The following is a 20,499-nucleotide window of genomic DNA, read 5'->3' as shown; positions in this document are numbered from 1 at the left end:
TGTATTTTCTCTACTCTAATTCCATGATTCCAAGATAACGGTCCAGATCCATATCATTTTCCGGTTCCAGCTCCTCCAGTTCTGCTTTTGACGCCAATAGATGATACATAATCATTTCCTGAAGGTACTTCTGATCCTCATAACGCACCCGGCAACCATACCTTTTAGCACGATTGATTTCATCCTGCATCCGGACGTCCGGAACGCCGATTACGATCACTTCATTTGCATCTTCCAAATGATCCACGATTTCCTTAAGTTGAAACCTGGCCGCCACACGTTCCTCCTCCTGTATCCGTTGCCCCTCTTTACAACACACATAAATCATTCTGTTTCCCCTCCATCCGTATTTTTCTGTTCTGTTCCCAGGTCGCTTTCTAAAGCTGCATCGCCGCCAGCTCCCGCTGCATTCAGAACCAAACTTTTCTTATCCCTGTAATACTGCAAATTCACAATGGTTCTTACATCATCATCAAGACGCATCGTCATCTTATAGATCTGTCTTCTGAAATCAATTTCCAGATAAGGATAGAAGGTCGCTGTCGTCGCCATAGAATACCCGTTATAGTAGGTCCATTCATGCAGTGCATCCGCCAACTCTTCTATCTCTAATCCCATCAAGTCCATTGCTTCTTGACGCATATTGATGATCTGAAAAGAATAATCCAGCCCCTCCTCGGTAAAGGTATTCTTTTTGCCAGACGTTTCCTGATTTTTTGTTTGGCTCCCCTTTTCTGCCTCGTTCTCCCCGCTATTCTCTCCATCGGCATGATAGTCCATCTGATCCTGAGCTGAAGGTTCTGCAATAGTTCGATATCCTATATAGGCCAAAAAAACTAAAAAGGATATCAGGAGTAACATCTGAAGCATACTTTTGGGGGACAGCTTATGTTTTATTTCCTTCTTCTTAGTTTCTTTTTCCGGCATATTCTTTTCCATTTCTCCTAATCCACTCCCTTCCATTTCTTTCCCACATATGTAAGACAATTTATTCCCTTTTCGCTTCCTGATCGATTTCTCCAGGATGATATCTGTCTTACAAAACAGTCCAAACATTAAAATGCCCTTCCATAAGGATAGACCCAGCCAATCCAGCCTCGATGTCCCTGGCAAGTCGCCGTCCCGGCGTTCGCAAATTCTTCCACTGTAACGATGCTCAGGTATCCAATATTATTCGCCACCTTCCCATCCCCTATATAGATTCCAATATGCCCATATACGGCCCCATCTCTTCCTGAACCACTTGAGAGCACCGCCGCTCCGACCGGGATATTCCTCATGCTGGTTGAACCAGAAGCTTTCCACCGGTTCCAATAATCGATCGCATTGCCTCCCGGATATCCCAGACCTGCCGCCTCATAGACGCCGCTTACCCATGCTGCGCAGTAACCTGACCGGCATGGCCTTGTCCCCTGCCCTGTTCTCGCGATCTCCGCAATACGTCTTTGCAGCTCGCTTGAGGACTCTTCATCGTTTCCCCCATCACCTCGCTGCAGTTGTTCCAGTGTCATAGCATCCAGTCTCCATAAATTATAAATGTCCATATACCGTTCCAATGTAGAATATTGGTTCTCGCACCATGGACTCCGGGATAATGCTTCCAATTGTCTACGCGACGAGTGAAATGCCGTTGCCGCGACATTTGCGTAAGTCGGGCTTGTAAGGAGCAGGCGCGCCCGATCCCTCAGTCCCTGTCGGTATGATTCATATTTACGGTAAGTTCCGGTCGCTCCGCGGGATCCATCCCAGGTCACTTCAGTTCCCCATGTTGACCGGTTCCCAAAAGCTTTTAGTCCAAACAGATTGAAATCAACGGAAGCTGTTGGATAAAGACTTGTCCCGTCCCATGTACCGCCTACTTCCTGCTGAGCCTGAGCGATCGTTACGCTTGCATATATCCCATGCGACTCTTGAAGCTCTAACGCTGGAGCCACGATTTCAATGGTGACCCATGGAGGAAGGCCTGGAAGATCAAGTTCCAGATCACCTGTACCCCCTCCACCGCTCTGTCTGGAATGACTGCTTGATATAATAGCGCTCTGACATGCAGACATTACAAGAAACATTGCGAGAACTACCGCTGTCACACTTCCCAGGACTCCATATATAACAGCATTTTTTATTCCCTTTAGCATTTATACACCGCCTTTAAAAAGCGCCTCTTCTTCTCTGGTCAACGCAACCCGCATGATGATATTGCTCATTCCTGATATACATAAAATCGTATGCCCTTTTGCCAACTGTGGTATTTTCGAACTCTGATATAGGGTAAAGATATTTCCGAACAGTTTCTTTAGTATCTCCAAATCCTCATTCCCTTGTTTAAACACAAATTTGTATTGGGTAAGAGCAAACAATGATCTTAGCTTATTCTGCGCATCTTCCGCAATACCGGATTCTGTCATTACATCACCTGCCTTATGAAATACATACCAGAACCCGCCAAAGAATTTTCTCGCCTCTTTCGAATACCTTATGCATTCATCCACCAGAAATGGCTTGGAGGTATTGATCCAGTTATGCGATTCGTCTACAAAAGTAAAAAAACGCACCACATCTTCTATCTCAATTTCTCCGTTTTCATATCTGCGTTTCATAACAGTTCCATTCGAGATCATATTGTCCCAGGTAAGCGAAAAAAGGCATTGTATACATGCATCAAAAATGTTTCCTTTTACATCTTTTAGTCCAGTGATATTAAAATCTACCCCCTGTTCATCTTGCAGGTTTTCGATGCTGGATTTGCCATCTAAAAAGATGCCGTAAATCTGCACCGCATTTTCAATCGTCTTTCGGATATCATCAAGGAGAAGCAGATTATTCACAACAATCTGCCGTTTTACTTCATTTAATTTTTCTGCTCCTTCGGACATTTTATCTATTTCTTCTTTTACACTGCATACCATGTCGCTTAATGTTGGGTAGCGTTCAGCTGGATATCCTGTCACTTGTGCATTAACATTAATTCCATTTTTCTGATACAGGATATCAAGCTGCTCTTCCAGAATCGATATTTCCTTCGCAGACGCTTTGGGATTTAAACAGCTATAAAATGTAGAGAACTTTGATACATGTTTTACATAGCTTTCCTGTTCCGTCTCTCCGCCCTTATAGATATGTAAAATATTAATAATCCCATCTTTTCCGTACACCACCTCCTTGAATCCCAGTTCTTTTGACAGTTCTTTGTAGTCTCCTACAATATCAAAAATTCTTATGAAATGCCCTCTCACAGCAAGGCTCTTGATCAGCTTTTTCAGAAGGGTGGATTTTCCAGAACCCGGATTTCCGAGGACAACGCCATTGTAATGCGTCCTCTGCTCATCTGACTGGCCCGGATCAAACATAACATCTCCTCCGGACATTGTCGTCCCAAGCGGAATCCCGCACGGATCATAGAGGGCCGAAAAGGAGAAAGGATTTCCAAAAGCCAAGGCCTCTGCCGTCATAGGCTGGCCATAAATAGCATACTGATAATTCTGTTGTTCCTTGTAAGACTGGTATACCGACTTCCATTCCCTTTTTCCTTCCCCTAAAAATACTGCTGTTTCATATCCGGCTGCATGAAGGTTTCTCTGTACTTCTCCAGCCTTTAAATCTGTTTTTTCCTTTGACGCTGCCGGAATAAAGATCCTTGGCTGCACGATCTTAAGCACCTGTTCATAAAGAGTCAGTTCATTGAAATGCATATCTAATTCCTGTTTTCTCTGTTCTGCTGACTTCCATTCTTCATAATCCCTTGTACGTGCACGCTGATTCTGCTCTTTCATAGACCGGTTGATATTTGCCACCGTAATATCCGGATCTTCTGTAGATACATCAATCGTCGTTACAACATCATCAATCTTTGTCAATTTCTGCAGCCAATAATCCTGAAGAGACGACGGAAAATCTATCACTGTCAAACAGGCTTCGTAGCCTGTCCCGGTCGTTATATACCTGTCATTTTTAAATGTCACTCCCCCTGCCGGCTGAATCCTTTCAAGCAGCAACATATCTTTTTCTTTTGTTGCCGAGACCTGTTCTTCTTTTTTCTGCTTCATTCTTTATTCCTCCGTGTCATCGTACATTTGTTATTCAGGATACGCAGCAATATATCTTTTTCATTCTGGGAAAGATAATCTACATTTCCCTGTGTACCGATTCCTAATGTCTGATCGATCACTGCGAGATTTTCATTCAATTGTTTAATTGATTCTGCGAAGATCATGAGGAAGAATTCCCGGTTTGTCTTATATACACTGATATTGTTGTAAATCGCGAGTTCTTTGTTTAACCATTTCTGATAGACCGGGTTCTTCGTCTTTGCAATTCTTCTACTGTAGTATTCTCTCTGCACCTTTGTATCTACTGGAAAGTTCAGAGCAATAATCTTGATATCTTCCGTATACATCAGATAGAAACGCTGCCAACTGATGTTATCGAATGTGATATCCTCCTGATCCATGCCTGTGCGGTCCTTTGTCCGGATCCGCAGCATATCCATATAGGCATACTCACGGCTGGCCATCTCATAACAATGATTTTTCGTGTCATATTGATTTATGGATAAGATTTCCAATACACTTTCTTCCTGCCTTTTCTTCTGCTTCACCTTTCTCTCCTTATCCTTACCTGTTCTCATTGCCTCTCACCCTCTTCCGTTTCGTACTGATCGGTTTATAAACCTTAAAATCTCTCTGCAGCATAATGATCATCCGCTGGTAATTCTTCCTCTCCGGGTTTCCCGGCACCTTCATAACAAAAAACACTGCACACGCAAAGCTAAAAATAAAATAGATTGTCTGAAGTTTGATATAGACCGACTCGTGAAAAAAATAGAAGACTGCAAAGTAGGACAAAATAAACATCAAATCTTTCAGTTCGATATATTTATTGTATTTAGCTGTTGATCTTAACTCTTTTACAACGGTATAATGCATTTACTTTCTTTCCTCCTTGCTTCCACCAGCAGGATGTCTGGCTTTATCCCCTTGATATGGTCTTTCCGGGGTACGTTCCGTACTCCAGCCTCCGCCCGAATCATATGCATTTCCCGTCATTCTCAAAGCCTCCTTTTCTACATAGCTTTCTCCGGACATTCCAGGATGACCCTCATGTACATCTTCGCTGTAGATGTTCTTTCCCCTATAGCTTCCGCTCGCTTCTCCTGGAGTATTCCACTCTTCCGTCCTCATATTATTCGGCTGATGATACTCTTCCATCCCTGACTGTCCTCCATTCACTAACGAACTGGAGGATTGACCGCCTCCATAACCTGCCGCATTCTCGTATCCCATATGACTATCCTTTTCTGGTGAAGTGATATTCTCTTCACCCGGGGCACTCCAGCCTTCCGGTTCCTTATTCTCCGCCGGACGGTAATCTGCCATTCCTGTCTGGCTTACATTTGTCCATCGGTCAGGGGACATGGACTGTTCACCTCCATGTCCGGATACCTTTTCCCTTTTCGTGCCCGAAGCATCAGCATGTTTCTCTTTAGAAGCCTCTTGCGTTCCGCTGTGTCCCAAAATAGTGTTGGCATTTTTTTGCGGTGTTCTGCCCTCTATGCTTTTTTCTTCGGATCCATACCACCCCTGAGGCTCATATGTCTCTTCTTTTGTTCCTGTGTCTTCCTCCATATTTCCTTCCATCACATTTATACCGCCATCAACCATATCCCCGCTTTCCATCTCAGGAACACTGCCTCCTGCCTCTGCATCCTTTTCTGAGCCAAGAGGCGAATCACCTCTATATTCTGCCTGTGATCCGGAAGATCCTGTCTGGGATTCAGGCTCTCCTGCCGATGTCTCAAAGGCGTCTCCCTTTGAAGTCCCATCCGCTTGACCTTTGCTGCCCTTCCCGCCAAATATCGGCTTAGGCTCCATAGAGATAGCTCTTCCCGCAATGGCACGTGCGCCTTTGCCAAGCGCTTTTCCAGCCGCTGCTCCCATCTTCCCGGCAAAATACATCTGTGTAAGATCCTGCCCAATTCCCATATCATATCCAGTCACTCTCTGTACGATATTCGGACCTATGATAACGGCAAATGAAATAGCGAGCATATAAATGCTTTTTTGTATCGGCCCATAACTGTTCTGCCACACATAGGATACAAACAGCGTGTAAACCTTCACCAGAAGGACCATAATTGCAAGCGTCGTAAATGCACCTATGATAGAATTGATGATTTTATTTATCTTCTCTCCATTTCCAATATCCGGGGCAAAAACAACTGCAAGAACCTCTGCTGTGATAATCTCAAAAAGCAGCTTGATCACCTGAAACGTGTAAAAAAGAAACACGATCAGTAACGCTATAAGCGCAATTATGGCTGAAGGGTAATCCACCCTATACCTGTAATAGTATGGCGGATCAATGAGTCCAAGCAGGCTGCTCTTGATCTCACCCAGTTCATAATTTCCCGTCACTTCACCCGTGCCATCATCCACCAGCATTTTCCCATAGATCTGTTCCGCCCTGCCGGAAATACCATCGTCATCATCTGTTACCTTGGCTACAATATCCAGGTTCTTAATCCTGTCAGCATTGATGGAGGCATAATGGCAGTCAAACTCACTCAATCCATTCTTTTTGTCTATGTAGGTCAGATCCCAGAGGCTTGCATTAATGATATCGTCAGCCTCCGTCGTTTCAATCCCATCTCCAAGCACTCCGTTCTTCAATGCGATTACGGAGTCATTCATGAATGGAATGATCGTTGTCATCGAAGTAACCACCACGAGTAAAATAAATACATTTTTCAAGATCGGAATCGGCTTTCTATCTATATTGAAAATCAGTTTAAAACCTAATACTGCCACAAACAAAATCAACATAGGAGTAATCATTTTCTCGTACTCATTCCAGAAATTCACGAACACATTTGATCTTGTAAAATTAAGCAGATCAAATGCGTGGCTGAAAATATTCTGGCAGCTGTCTGTTATGTATTTTAAGAATTTCAGCAGTCCCCAGCTGATCTGCCGTCCGGCATCTCCTATAAAGCTGGAGGTCTTAAAATAATCACTGTTTTCTATCAAAAACTCAATAATCTCTTCATCCGTCATATCATGCTCCTCCACTCTCCAAAATTGTTAGAATAGCCTGTGCCTGGAAACGTTCCACCTGGGATCTATGCAGAATATCAAGAAAAGCCTGTATCCGCATATCACCATTGATCTCCTTCTCACACAGAAAATCCTCTCCCAAAATATCAGCGACCGCCCTCATCAGGGCCTGATAGGTAGAAAGGTCCTCCAAAACAACCGGGACTTTCCCGCCTTCACTTCCGATTTTCTCCACGTCGACCAATGTGTCTTTTAGATCAATATGCTCGCGGCTGCATGTTACCATTTGCAGAAAATCAATCTCTCTGTGATCCGGTATGATGTCCGAAAGATATTTGTGCGCCGGTATGAACTGGGTCCCGTTCTCATATCGGTTATAAATCGGGTACTGCTTAATCGGATTTCCTTTGTTATCGTATGGATGCATGATCCTCACAATGATATTCTCCCCTACCAGCATCTCCTGCATGAGCTGGTTCGCATTCATAAGAGGCTTTTCCTCAAAATGCTCAAACAACGATTTATCGAGTGACATTTTCTTTCCGTTCCTCTGCACGTTCGTCACCGTCTCATTCCCGATAAGTTCAGCAAATTCCTTGTTCGTTTCCTGATCGCCGGATTTGATATACACTTTATTTCCGCAGTTAGAGAACAACGTCTTATAATTATCCCTATACAAGTCTTTAAGCTGCTGGAGCTCCTGGATAAAAAAGTACCAGTAAATCCTTCTTCCGGCCGAAGTCGTAAGCTCTGTCGGCAGATTAGGAATGGCCGGACAGTTCCCTGCCTCATTGAAAAAGATAAACACATCCCGGTCGCACACGCCCTTTCCTAGTGCGCACCGCCGCGAAAGTTCATAGTATACCTGTGTCATAAAGATGGAGATAATGCTGTTTTTCGTCTGGTCATATTCCGGCATTCCAAGATAGACTGCCACCGGCCGTTCTCCAAATCCAATGTCATCGATATTAAATGAGCTTTCCGACGTCAAAGCTCCGATATCGTTCCTCATAAAAATCTGCAGATCAGACAGCATCGTAGAATAGATATTCCCTTTTGTTTTATCTGAACCCGCTATTTTGATAGAACTGAAATATTTTCTTGCCTTGTCATTTACCGGCCGTTTTCCAAAATACACGTCCAGCTTTGTTCTTCCGGTTTTCTGGTCGACAACTGTCTCAGCCAATGTAGAGAAGGTATAGAGAATAGAATAAAATGTAACCTTCCTTACGTTATCCATACATGGCTTGTATTCTTCATAGGCCGGTATCTGCTTCATTTTCTTCAGTACATAGGACTGCCATTCCCCGGTATGATACTCTGGAGTATGCGTTGAAAAAAATCTTTTCTTTTCAAATTCAAACTGTACATCGATCTGCATCTGCCTTTCTTCAGAATAAAGCACATATTCCTTCTGCTTTTCTTCCCATTTAAGCCTGCATTTCCGGTCCATTTCTTCGTCCTGCTTCAGGCAGTCCTCCGTCTGGGCAAAAATCATCGCCCGCAGAAGGTTCGTTGCATTATTCTTAAAGTACCTGGAATTCTCAGACTGTACACTATTCTCTTCCCGGAACAGGATATCCGCAATCTGTGTGCAGAGCGCCTCTGCCTCATCAATATCACCTTCCCTGATCCGTTCGATCACTTTATCTAAAAGCTGGATGCCATCCGAATACTTTGGGAATGCAATATTGATCAAATAAGTGTCATATCCTCTCTCCTTAAGAAGCAGGCTTGTGCTTTTATAATTTTCCAGTTTCAAATCGACTATGAGCATGGAAGGCGCATCTACTGCCCTTGAATTGATCTCAATCATCGGCCGGAGGAACATCTCATCTTTACCTGCTCTTGTAATACCTAAAAACAATCCATGTACGGGATCCGTTTCAATATAACATTTATCCTTATACCGGCTTATAAGCATTCCGCCCCGGCCAGGATACTTCTCTTCTTTCGCAGGGACTTCCTTATACTGTTCCTTGATCTCACTCAAAGTTGCAAATCTCGCAGTCCCTTTTTGCCCTTTATTCATATTCGATTCGCCAAAAGCCACCCGAACCTTGAAAATGAAAATAAAATCTACAATCCCTATAACAAAGAAAAATATCGCCTTACTTGTTCCGGAAATCCGCAGCAAGGGAAGTATGTTATGCAGGCCTGCATATGTTCTTATATCAACAGCACCGCTCATCCATTCCGGGAAATTCCGGACAAGGTTGATCAGATAACTGCCTAAAAAGAGAACCAATATATCCAAGGCAACCGTAAGCACCGGCAGCACAGCTCTATTTCCAAGGAAATAATTCAACCGCATGACGCGTTTCTTATTTTGTGTTGGATATACTAATTCAGCTTGTACTTTCTTTTTTAGTCTCATCTCATTCTCCATATGCGGGGCCTGTTGCCCCGCCTCTAGATTTATGCGTGATAATCGTTTATATAGTTCCTTTTTTGCAGCATATTTCCATCTGCCTTTAGTTGTGATATACCATTATTACTATTTCCTTTATTTCTAAAATGTCAGCCCTGCCCCTATGGCCTCGCCAATCGTAATGCACCCCATTACCAACATGCAGCCAACGATTGCTATCGGAAGGTATTTCTTAACCTTTCGCGAAATATCCGTATCTGGCCAAAGCAGCATAAAACCACAACATGCCAGGGCAAGAACCAGACACGGAATGCCCAGCGGTTTTAATTGTTCTGCTAAATAATAGATTTTTGTTTTGATCGGATCAAACATTTGTCTTTTCACCCTCTTTCCTTTTTCTCTTTTTACTGATCAAAAATAAGATCAAAAGCAACGCTAAAATCAGAACTACAATCCCTACAAAATACACCATATCATGACTCTGATGATATTCTGCTGTAGCGACCATATCGTAGGTGTATTCTCCTTCTACAATCTCCTCGACTGTACCCGTATATGTAGCTTCATATATCGGCATTCTGATTTCTCCAGAATATTTTGCCCGGTATGGGGTTACAAGTTTCTGCACCTCTGCTTTTGCATCCCTGCATACGACACCGTCAGCAGTATACTCATCTGAACTCCAATAAGTCTTAAGCACCCTCCCCGTGTCCGGGCTAAGTCCTACCGAAGACAACAATTGCGTTTCGTATCCCTTTAGAGGTATATTCTGGGAATTTTTTGTGATCGCCAGTCCCTGCCAGTAAAACACATTTGCATCATATTGCTGAAACGTAATGTCGATATAAGAATCCTGCCAAAAACGGTCTAAACGGATAATCTCCTCAAAGCTGCACTCTACCTCTGTTTCTTCACCCGTCAGTTCATTTGTCGCTTTAGTTTTTATCTTCTGCGGTACAGAAGATGCATCCACGGCATGGTTATAATCTTCATTGACTGTAACTTTCTGCACATGCGCTTCTCCGCTTTCCCGAATTGTATCTTTATCGAGACGATATAAAACTCCATCCTTTCTCGTAAATTCGGCAAATCCGGACATTTCCGACGATTTCACCGGTTCACTTAAGGCCGTAAGCTCAACTTGGCTTTTTTTTGTTACCGGGTTCTTTTTTTGCACATCGTAGCTGACATCAACAAGTTGATATGTCCTGCCATCCTTTTTAATTGTTTTTTTGAATATATTCTCCTTCTGTTCCGGTGAATCCGAAGTATATTTATACGTTTTCCAGACAACTCCGTCTGCAGCAGAGCCATCGCTGGCTCTTACTGCAATATCATTTATCCAGAATATGGCTCCCGCAGCCAAAAGAAGAGTTGTTATGATACCTCTTCCTTTCTTCATTCTTTAATCTCTCTTTCCAGTTCTGCTTTTCTCTTTTTATGCTGATATCGGAGCATAGCAATGACTGCCACCGCCAAAAATCCAGCCGTTCCTGCAAGTCCCAGATATAATGCACTTTTTGCACTGTCCCCCGTCTTCACTGTAGGCGGTGTCTCCGTTACAATCTTCCCAGGGGGATTGGGTGTATGTTTTGGCAAAATCCTCAGATCATACTTCATCTCCTTTTCCGTATCACTAAAAGTAGGAATTGCAACTAAAAATGGTGTGATTTCATCATAATCAGCTTTATCGGCTACAATAATCAGATAAACCCCTATCGGAAGCTCCCTGATCTCAGCTTTTCCGTTCTTATCAGTTATTACCTGCTTCTCATCATCAGCATATTTCGCCAGCTTTTTGGCTGCCTCTTCCATATCCTTTGCGTGCTTGATCTGTTCAAAATCGACCCTGCTTTCCTTATACCGGTCCAAAAGACGATATTCTCCATGAACAAGGTCGGCTACATAGCTATAAGAAAATACAACTCCTTCTTTAGACGTACCGACGCCTCCGTCTGTCAGTTCGATCTCAATACTCCCGTATTTTTTTGCGGTCTCTACATTCTCCGCAGATTCTTCGGCGCTCACTATGCCGGAACCCGCAAAGGATAGGATCAGGATCAGCAGAATCAGCACAGAAAACTTTCTACTCTTTTTCATCCTTATACCTCTTTTTATTCATCATTCTTTTTATGCCTTTCCATAAAAATACCAATAGGACAATGATTGGAATCATTGTAAATACAAGCTCTCTGACCGAATACATCTTAGGTAATATCTTCTGTTCGTTTCCTTCCTCATATGGTACTCTTTCACCTGTTATGACCAGACGCTGCGTATTGATTCCATAAGGAGTGCATGTTACAAGAGTCAGGAGATCTTCTTCCGGTCGGATATACAGCTTATCAAGCTCTTCCGGTTCTATCACCTCGATCTCATTTACTTGATATGCCAGCGTCTGATTACATACCTCAAGAAAAATGTAATCTTCCCTCTCCAACTCATCGAGCCTTGTAAACAGCCTCCCATTTGGAAGTCCTCTGTGGCTGGTGAGGATACATCTGGTATTTTCCCCTCCTACCGGTAGGCTGCTCCCTTCCAGATGTCCCGCACCGTTCGATATAGCCTCTTCCGCAGTCCCGTGGTAAATCGGCAGATTGACATTGATTTTTGGAATCTTGATGACTCCCATGATTCCATTTCCAGAAGGATTTAGCAGGCCTTCATAATTTTCGCTGCTTAGGATTCCGTTCTGCGCATTACCGACCAGTGCATTTCCAACCTGGCATAATACATCGTTATATTCCGCAGCCTTTTGAAGCGTATCATCCAGATTCTTACCTTTTTCTAACCCTTTTTTATAGGTCGCGACAGCCTCCTTACGAAACTGCCGCTGAACAATACCATTCACAAAGGGATAGCAACATAAAATGATTCCAACCAAACAAGCCACTATCCGTTTCCACTTATTTTTCATAGCCTACAGTCTTTTCTTTTTTCCGAAGCGCCAGGAAAATAAGCACAATACCAGCACCCAGACAAATGATTGTCATATTAGATCCTGTGATCGGGAGCTTCATTCCTACCTGGTTGACAACGGTCAGGTTTCCGGAGCCCTCCTCAATGTCTGTTTCCAGAATAATCGTGTCATCTTTCATAACGCCTGATAAGAACTGCTTAATATACGCCTCATATTCCAGTTCCGCAAGTGCCTGGTCTGTCGCGCCCTGCCCTTTTACATAAGAATTTCTATCCTGTACAAATGTTGGGTTGACTTCCAGACGGATTGGATCTTCAATAAGACGGTATCCGTCCGGAGCTTCCGTTTCCTTCAGCCAATACACTCCGCCATCCAAACCGAAGATTGTAAATACGCCGTCTTTAGCGGATACCATCTCTACCGCTTCTGGATGTATCGACCCACCAGTATGATCGTTTCCTCCAACACTATCCCTATTGATGACGTTATAACCATTTGCAGTTTTCTTTACATATACTTCGTTCCTGCAGTTTTCATCTGAATAAAGGCGGAACTTTGCACCTTCAAGGACAAGATCATGGTTGTTTGTTTTTAATCCGTTCAGCTTATATGTAAAGCATACAACCGTATCCCAAGGCGTCTCGCCGGTCTCTCCCTGTCCGTCTCCATCCGGATTATTAGAGAATTCCAGTTTTACATCATTTTCGAATCCCGGTCTTCCCGTATCCTCGGCAGCTTTATCATTCAAGACTGCATCATAGCGGAGCACCACTTCCTGACCGTATATATTTTCACTATTACTGTTGATCTGGTCAAATTCACGGTCCACAATTGCTTTCAGATCTCTCACTTCAACCTTAAATGTCTCTCCATTCCCAGGATTCGTGTTGATACTGAATTCACTCTTTTTCAGAGTATAGGTCTTTCCATTCTTATCCTTGATCACAATCCCTACACTATTCGGCTGGAACGTCAATGCCTCATCCATAACATCATGCCATGCGTAGTAATAAGTATCATACCCATTCATATCCGGTACATTAGAGGTGAACTTATATGGTACCGTCTGGCCAATCTCAAAATCTGCCATATCATTCCATCCGTCTGAACCGATGCTGTTCCTATCGTCATCTTCTTGGATTTTCTTTGTTACTGAGGGATAGTCTGATTTAATGTCCACCTCTGCCGATGGATTAAGTGTATTCACCATGCAAAGTGACGCCGCTGAATGGCTGCCGCTTACATTGCTTACCTCATCAATAATGTAATAACCATATTCTAATCCTTTGATCACTACTGAATTATTGGATTTCACAGAAGTCACTGTCACTACATCACCAGTAACACCTTCTTTTACGATCTCATTACGCAGCTCTTCAATGAAGTACCTGAAATCACTATATGACCCCTCATTTTTTTGCGTCGCCTGTGCACCTTCCACCGGATTCGTATTGAGCGACTGAATATAATCGATCACTTCATACTCCGTTACGTCCGACGGAGTTTTGGAGAGTTTTTTCCCAACCACTGTTTTAAGCGCTGTCTTATATGGTGCATTGATTGTATAATTGATAGATTCTCCACCAACTGAATTTTCTGCCGCAAACAGCTTGTATACGTTGAACTTCTTTCCGATCAAGGTCTGTCCTTCATTTCCCTGGATGGTAATATTAGCATTGCCTCGTCCGAAATCAGCCTCTCCCTTTGCCGTTAGAGCAACCGCTCTTGTTGATGCAACGGCTGATGTACCATCTGCCGCCCATACGTTACCCGGTAATGCAGTTACAGCCATCGCAGATACCAGCGCAACCGCACACATCTTTTTCATTACATTGTTTTTCATTGTGCCTTTCTCCTTTTTACTCAAAATTAATGCATATGCAAAGCACATGATTCCGCCCAGTAAAACGATTATTGTCCAAGGCGATCCTGTATTGGGTAAACGCCGCAGTATGGAATTTTCAATAGTCATATGAACTTCCCTTGCTTCCTTTGTTCCGCTTACTGTAAACTTTTCATTTGGCTCGGAAGATGAATCATATGCTTTGTCATCTACATAGAAAATGAATTTATCCTCTGCTGGTATACTTTCGGTATAAAATTCCCAGACAACAGGATTGCCAAACAGATCTGTCTGGATTCTATATCCCTTCGGAGCCTTAGTCTCCTTCAGATAGTATTTAGTGCCTACTTCCAGATCGTCTATATGCAGTTCTCCTCCGTTTTCCGTAACGCCTTTTGCTACCTGCTGAGTACATTCTTTGTCTGAATATACGGTGAACTCTGCTCCGTCAAGTTTGAGCTGCCTATTATTGATCTTGTGCAAGACCAGTTCAAATGGCGACAGCTTGTCTTCCATCTCAATACTAATATTTCCCTCTTCTGTTACGGTAAACTCAACCTTGCCTTGTGACTCATCGAAAGAAGAATTCAGCGTGATCGAATTATCCTCCGCGACGGTGAAGCTGATCACATTTTCATTCAACTCGTATCCGTCCATTACGGCTGTTTCTTTCAGAGTATGCTCACCATATTGGAGACCTTTAAGGGTCAACTGGCCGTTCTGATCCGTCTTTACATTTTCCTTTGTTCCGTCTGGTTTCGTGTGTTCGAACTCGACATCCGGGATAACAATATCTGTTCCTTCCTGCTTCTTGACCAAATCCAGTCTTAATATGTTTTCTGGGATGATCGGCTGGTTGTAGGTATAAACCAACTCTGCGGTCCCATTACTTGTGATTTCACATATAAACAACTCCTGATTTATCAAATACCCTTCTGGTGCTTTAGTCTCCTGAATAGTAATGTAACCAAGTGGTATACTTTCATATCCATTTGTTGCATAATAAAGCGAATCACCATCTATCAAATACTCATCCGCATAATAACAAAAGCCGTCTTCATCTGTTTTAAACACCCACCTCTTCTTTGGTTGTGCACCGCTATCCGGATTGGAATCATAATATAAAATAGTAAATTCTGCTCCAGCTAAAGTAGCGCTTCCCTGGGGTTTATTCTGATTTGTTTCAGCATCTATCTTGCCCAGCAATACACCTACCGGGTCAGCTTGCGGCAAATCAGTAAAAGATACCGTAGCTGTTTTTCCAGACGTAATGGTTACGCTCTTCACCTCTTTGCTTAACGCAAAACCTTTCGGGGCTTTTGTCTCTTTCACATAATAAGTACCCGCATTCAATTCAATCGTATTAGTAGTTCCATTCGCATTTGTTGTCAACGTCCCTACTTTTTTTGTGCAGTTCTTATCACTATAAACTTCAAACACCGCTCCATTAAGCGAATAGTAGGAATTGTTATTGGTGAGTGCAGGATTTGCAGAACTCTTTTTAAGAGTCACTTTCCCCTTTTGAACCTGCTGTTCCATCTTCCCATAAACCAGATTTTGATAAGAGCTACTTGTCGTGTTTGCCCAGTAAACCTTAAAATCAGCCGGAGCATTTGGCTTGCCTTTGATCCAGTCCATAAAATCCCGAAAAGTCTGATTCGTCTGGAACGTATCACCATTGAAGTACGATATTGCCAGAGAAGTGTAGCCAAATGTATAGGTACTCCCCTGCTTCTTGATATCTCCTGTGTACCAGTAATAAACACATTTTCTGATATTTTGATTTGTAACGAGACCGCCGTTTGTTAAAGCTGTACCGACCTCTGGTGTATACTTACTATGCTGACTACAGAACGCCTCTCCATTGTATCCAGTTACTGGATCAGTAATTTTGAAAACCGCAGTCGTATATCCTAGCGTCGTAGTCTTAGTCATTTGTGTTACTTTTCCAGACGCTGCTCTTGTGGTAGCTAATGCTCTGCCAGAAGAAGATATAGTAAACGGTTCAGGGTTATGCAAAAAAACGATTTCATGGTCTTTTTGCGTTAGATATGTTAATTGTTTATCCGAATATAAAGTGTAAAAAACTTGTCTCAGATAATTATTCTGATCTAGATATTTCTCCCATGAATGCCTCTTTGCCACTTCCAGCCTTTTTCCCGGAGTATTTTGTAACTGATCGACTTGAAAATTCTCAATCGAATAGCTGCCAGCAAAATAATCTTCTCCAAATTCATTAACTGAATCTGCTATTTCTTCCTCTACAGGCATGTTCCCATTCTCTGAATCTTCAGCCTGCTGTTCCTGACTATTCTCTCCCGTGGTTCTCGTTTCAACCATTGGGGAATCCATTGGCACAGGCTCACCACTAGGCTCTGCCATTTCCTTTACTTCGTTTTCTTTTCCAACCTCCTTTCCATCAATATTTTCTTCCTCAGAATCCGGTGCTGCTTGATCGCTTACCTGCTCTGTCTGTAGCTCCACTACAGATTCAACTGCCGTCTCCATCGATGTAATCTCATCCGACGCTTGGACTCTGATTCCCGGAAGAATCAAAGTGACCAACATGACTATGCATACAAGCAACGCTGCACCTCTTCTTAGGGCATTTCTTTTTTTCATATGCCCTCCTCTCCTTTCTGCAATTTTGGCGTTTCAAAAACCATGGGATATGGAATTGAATTTTGAAGTGATTTTTTATAATAGTTCTCAGAAATAATTGAATGATTATGCGTTCATAGAATTTGTTTATTTAAAAAATTGTATAAAAACAAGGAGTTACATATCCCATGGATAATGCAACCCCTTGTTACGTCTCTATTGTAATATGATTCCTGTCCGAATGCAACCCCTTAGTTTTTTGTTATCGGATAGTTTTCTTCCCGCATGAATACGCGGAACATGCTCAGTTCTCGTTATTGGCTTAGACCAACTTGCTTTCTCACGCCCGTATTTCCTTTTTTTCTTCTTTTTTAATAAATATCGGGTGCAGTTATGAATATATAGCACTTGAGAATAAGGATATAATAGGGAATAAAGATATTGTGGCACGAAAATCAACTCTAAATCCCTTATTTACAATGGATTTCTTATTTTGATGCTCTCTTATAACTTGAATACTATTCTTCTATCCTCATCGCACAAATTGAATAATATTTTTTTATCATTTATTTCATTCCACGTTACTTGAATACATAAAAATTATCTTCTTGTGAAAGTTGAATGCTTTAATGCATATTTTTAAATTCTTCTACTTTCAGCTTTTTCCTATTCAACTTTTACAATTCCAAATCGAAGGGCAGCCAAAAAGCATAAAAAAAAGAGTGTGAATAACACTCCAATTCTCTTTCCAATATTGCAATTTACACATTTTTCTACCAGCAATAGACCTGAGAATCCCAGGTCATTTTCTATCTGCTATTATGCATAACAAAACTCTTCTCCCAAAAGTTTGTTTATCAAACTTGGCCGCAACACCCTTTTATACTGTGCTTTAGGCTTCCCCTTGTTAATTACCTCCAAACTTTCCTTCACGATCTTTGTAAATCCTACACCAGCTCTCGAATGGATTAAATCCCTGTGATAAATATTTAAGACTTTCATCACATCCATCTGAGCCTTTTCATATACTCTTTTTATCCTATTTCTCCGGAGAACAGTCCTATATATCTGGTCTTGATAATTCTGCCTTTCTGTCCTTTGACTCCCCTCCGGAGACTTTGCCATATCCTTTTTTAGCTTAAAATAGTAATTCTTATTCACTATGTTGACATAAAAGAATTCCTTAATCTGTGTCAGGTATAAACGTACCGCAGCAGTTCTCACCCCTAAAAGCTCTTGATATTTACTAAAGAACTTATTTATATTAATCTCATGTGAACTTTTATTGATCAGGTTAAACCTATATAAATCCATCGCCAGAAGTTTTGCTCCTGCCCGCATTTTCCTGAACTTATCGGATGAGAACATCTTCGCATGAAGCTGAAAATACCCTTTCTTATATGCCTCTTCATCCGGGAACTCATTATCTAACAATGTAATATCCCAATCTGTGTAATCTCTTTTTAAGCACACTATGATTTCTTTTTTTATAAGAGACTCTTTCAGATCGTAGAACCCTTGTGCGGAAATCCCTAGTTCTTCACAGATATCCCGGTAATATACACCTTCTACTTCGCCATAGGCATTCTGGTAACGTGCAAGGTATAGAACGAAATCAATCTCCTTGCTGGTAGCCTTCTTCTCTATTAACTTTTCATATACGGATATGCTAAGTTTGTTCATGCCAGTTCCTCACCTATCATATCCGAAAATCAATTTGTCAGACTACTTCATTTTCCCCTATTATTTCCCTACAACTTTTCTACCCCGACAACAAAATGTTGTATAACTTGATCTATTCCTGATACTGCGCCATCGCCCGGCGTATATCCTCATAGCGGAATCCTTTTCTCACCAGGTAGCCATATAGCTTCTGTTCTTCCTTTCGCTCGGTCTCTCCCGGCCTCCAGTGCTTCCTGCGCAGAATCTCTTCGATCGCCGCCTCATCAGAATGCTCCTCATACACCTCGCTCAGCACCCTCTCCACAAGCTCCATGTTCAGACCCTTCTGGCCAAGAAGCGCCGTGATCTCCCTGCGGCTTTTTCTCTCCTTCCTGCTATCAGCAAAGCCGCGGATATAGGCTTCATCATTAATATATCCAAAAGACTTTACGTAGGCGACCGCCTGCTCCGCGATGTCCTGCGGATATCCATTCTGCTTCAGCTTCTGAAAAAGCTGCGTCTCCGTGCGCGCCATATCGTTCAGTAAATGCATCGCCCGCAGCTTCGCTCGTTTTAAAAGAACCTCTTCTTTAATCTTACGCACAGTCTCTTCCGTGATCTCCCCCGTCTCTTTTATTCTGAAACGGGACAGTTCGCCTTTGTATAATACAAAAGCGAACTGCTCATCTATGTATACCTTATATTTAGCCTTTGTGACTGCCTCAACTTTGGTAACGATCATAGTATGCCCTATTCAAATCCTCTCTTAGGATTCTGTCTCTTTACTTTCTGCCTTTTTGTTGTCTGCCTCTTTTTCTTCTCCCTCGACTCCGATGCCATAGTGCGCCCGTACCTTAGCCTCGATCTCATCCATAATCTCCGGGTGCGAAGCAAGATAGTTCTTCGCGTTCTCCCGGCCCTGGCCGATCTTCTCTCCGTTATAAGCATACCAAGAACCACTCTTATTGACCACATTCACGTTTGCTGCCAGATCAATAATATCTCCTTCCCGGGAAATTCCCTTTCCAAACATGATATCGAATTCTGCTTCCTTGAACGGCGGAGCGATCTTATTCTTGACGATCTTGACGCGCACATGGTTTCCGACCATCTCGCCGCCCTGTTTTAAGGTCTCGGTTCTTCTGACATCCATACGGACAGATGCATAAAACTTCAGAGCACGGCCTCCTGTCGTGGTCTCGGGATTTCCAAACATCACGCCGACTTTTTCACGGAGCTGGTTAATGAAGATCACGACGCAATGGGATTTACTGATGACCGGAGTCAGTTTTCTGAGGGCCTGGGACATCAGTCGTGCCTGCAGACCCACATGGCTGTCTCCCATATCTCCTTCAATCTCCTGTCTCGGTACCAAAGCAGCCACCGAATCCACTACGATAATATCAATAGCACCGGAACGCACCATCGTCTCCGTAATCTCTAACGCCTGATCTCCGCTATCCGGCTGAGAAATGTAGAGTTCATCAATATCCACTCCGATATTCTTGGCGTAGACAGGGTCCAGTGCATGTTCTGCATCAATGAATCCTGCGATTCCTCCCCGCTTCTGTACTTCTGCGACCATGTGCAGTGCAACGGTGGTCTTACCACTCGATTCCGGCCCGTAGATCTCCACGATTCTTCCCTTCGGCACACCGCCCATACCCAGGGCAAGATCCAGACTAAGCGAACCGGTGGGAACAGTCTCCACCGCGGTTCGTACAGAAGGATCCCCCAGCTTCATCACAGTTCCCTTTCCATAATCTTTCTCTAATTTTGCAATCGCTGCATCTAATGCTTTTTTCTTATTCTCATCACTGATATTTGCCATTCTATTCAATCTCCTTGATCATTTACTGCGAAACATTCCTCTTCTCCGTAAAGCGAACGAATGTTTGTTCTATTGATATAATAGTACATACGTTCTGTTTTGTCAACACATTTTCCCACTTTATTTTCAGCGTCCCCTCTGTTCTGCCTTTCCTGCAGGCAGATGCCCCTGCAAGTTTTTCCGGAGAAACCGAACCCCGGAAGGTGCTGCACCTTTGCCGAA

16 protein-coding genes are annotated in these 20,499 nt (G+C 42.8%); all 16 read right to left on the bottom strand.

The annotated features are described in order from the left end of the window. Positions 1-10: 10 nt before the first annotated feature. On the bottom strand, positions 11-328 hold the full coding sequence (locus ABXS75_10880; GenBank protein ID XCP83587.1) for a hypothetical protein: 318 nt from the start codon (positions 326-328) through the stop codon (positions 11-13). Beyond that, a complete protein-coding gene (locus ABXS75_10875) occupies positions 325-1,056 on the bottom strand; it encodes a hypothetical protein (GenBank protein XCP83586.1) in 732 nt (243 codons plus the stop codon). Before ABXS75_10875 ends, ABXS75_10880 begins: the two co-directional genes overlap by 4 nt. Beyond that, positions 1,056-2,135, bottom strand: coding sequence for a glucosaminidase domain-containing protein (locus tag ABXS75_10870; protein ID XCP83585.1), 1,080 nt, complete (start codon positions 2,133-2,135; stop codon positions 1,056-1,058). The genes ABXS75_10875 and ABXS75_10870 overlap by 1 nt, the downstream gene beginning before the upstream one ends. Further along, entirely contained in the window at positions 2,136-4,043 is a 1,908-nt protein-coding gene (locus ABXS75_10865; protein ID XCP83584.1) for an FtsK/SpoIIIE domain-containing protein, read from the bottom strand. Further along, positions 4,040-4,624, bottom strand: a complete 585-nt coding sequence (locus ABXS75_10860) for a hypothetical protein (protein ID XCP83583.1) — start codon at positions 4,622-4,624, stop codon at positions 4,040-4,042. The genes ABXS75_10865 and ABXS75_10860 overlap by 4 nt, the downstream gene beginning before the upstream one ends. Continuing rightward, positions 4,611-4,922 carry a DUF5592 family protein gene (locus ABXS75_10855; GenBank protein ID XCP83582.1) on the bottom strand — a complete coding sequence of 104 codons (312 nt, stop codon included), beginning with the start codon at positions 4,920-4,922 and terminating at the stop codon, positions 4,611-4,613. Before ABXS75_10855 ends, ABXS75_10860 begins: the two co-directional genes overlap by 14 nt. Next, positions 4,923-7,049, bottom strand: coding sequence for a pLS20_p028 family conjugation system transmembrane protein (locus tag ABXS75_10850; GenBank protein ID XCP83581.1), 2,127 nt, complete (start codon positions 7,047-7,049; stop codon positions 4,923-4,925). Between the two features lies 1 nt (position 7,050). Then, positions 7,051-9,426: a type IV secretory system conjugative DNA transfer family protein gene (locus ABXS75_10845; protein XCP83580.1), complete on the bottom strand. Its 2,376-nt coding sequence runs from the start codon at positions 9,424-9,426 to the stop codon at positions 7,051-7,053. Positions 9,427-9,561: 135 nt separating this feature from the next. Further along, positions 9,562-9,804: a hypothetical protein gene (locus ABXS75_10840; GenBank protein ID XCP83579.1), complete on the bottom strand. Its 243-nt coding sequence runs from the start codon at positions 9,802-9,804 to the stop codon at positions 9,562-9,564. Next, complete coding sequence (locus tag ABXS75_10835; protein XCP83578.1) at positions 9,785-10,822, bottom strand: hypothetical protein; 1,038 nt, start codon at positions 10,820-10,822, stop codon at positions 9,785-9,787. Before ABXS75_10835 ends, ABXS75_10840 begins: the two co-directional genes overlap by 20 nt. Next, positions 10,819-11,520, bottom strand: coding sequence for a hypothetical protein (locus tag ABXS75_10830; protein XCP83577.1), 702 nt, complete (start codon positions 11,518-11,520; stop codon positions 10,819-10,821). Before ABXS75_10830 ends, ABXS75_10835 begins: the two co-directional genes overlap by 4 nt. Further along, positions 11,507-12,337 carry a class C sortase gene (locus tag ABXS75_10825; protein ID XCP83576.1) on the bottom strand — a complete coding sequence of 277 codons (831 nt, stop codon included), beginning with the start codon at positions 12,335-12,337 and terminating at the stop codon, positions 11,507-11,509. Before ABXS75_10825 ends, ABXS75_10830 begins: the two co-directional genes overlap by 14 nt. Further along, positions 12,327-16,805: a SpaA isopeptide-forming pilin-related protein gene (locus tag ABXS75_10820; protein XCP83575.1), complete on the bottom strand. Its 4,479-nt coding sequence runs from the start codon at positions 16,803-16,805 to the stop codon at positions 12,327-12,329. The genes ABXS75_10825 and ABXS75_10820 overlap by 11 nt, the downstream gene beginning before the upstream one ends. A 798-nt stretch (positions 16,806-17,603) precedes the next feature. Continuing rightward, on the bottom strand, positions 17,604-18,467 hold the full coding sequence (locus tag ABXS75_10815; protein XCP83574.1) for a hypothetical protein: 864 nt from the start codon (positions 18,465-18,467) through the stop codon (positions 17,604-17,606). Between the two features lie 112 nt (positions 18,468-18,579). Next, positions 18,580-19,188 carry a regulatory protein RecX gene (locus ABXS75_10810; GenBank protein XCP83573.1) on the bottom strand — a complete coding sequence of 203 codons (609 nt, stop codon included), beginning with the start codon at positions 19,186-19,188 and terminating at the stop codon, positions 18,580-18,582. A 24-nt stretch (positions 19,189-19,212) separates the two neighbouring features. Further along, on the bottom strand, positions 19,213-20,277 hold the full coding sequence (gene recA, locus ABXS75_10805; protein ID XCP83572.1) for a recombinase RecA: 1,065 nt from the start codon (positions 20,275-20,277) through the stop codon (positions 19,213-19,215). Between the last annotated feature and the right edge of the window lie 222 nt (positions 20,278-20,499).

Origin of the sequence: Roseburia hominis, assembly GCA_040702975.1 — a bacterium.
In the GTDB taxonomy this organism is placed as follows: Bacteria; Bacillota; Clostridia; order Lachnospirales; family Lachnospiraceae; genus Allocoprococcus; species Allocoprococcus hominis_A.
The sequence above is the reverse complement of the archived record's forward strand: the minus strand, read 5'-3'. Positions and strand labels throughout refer to the sequence as shown.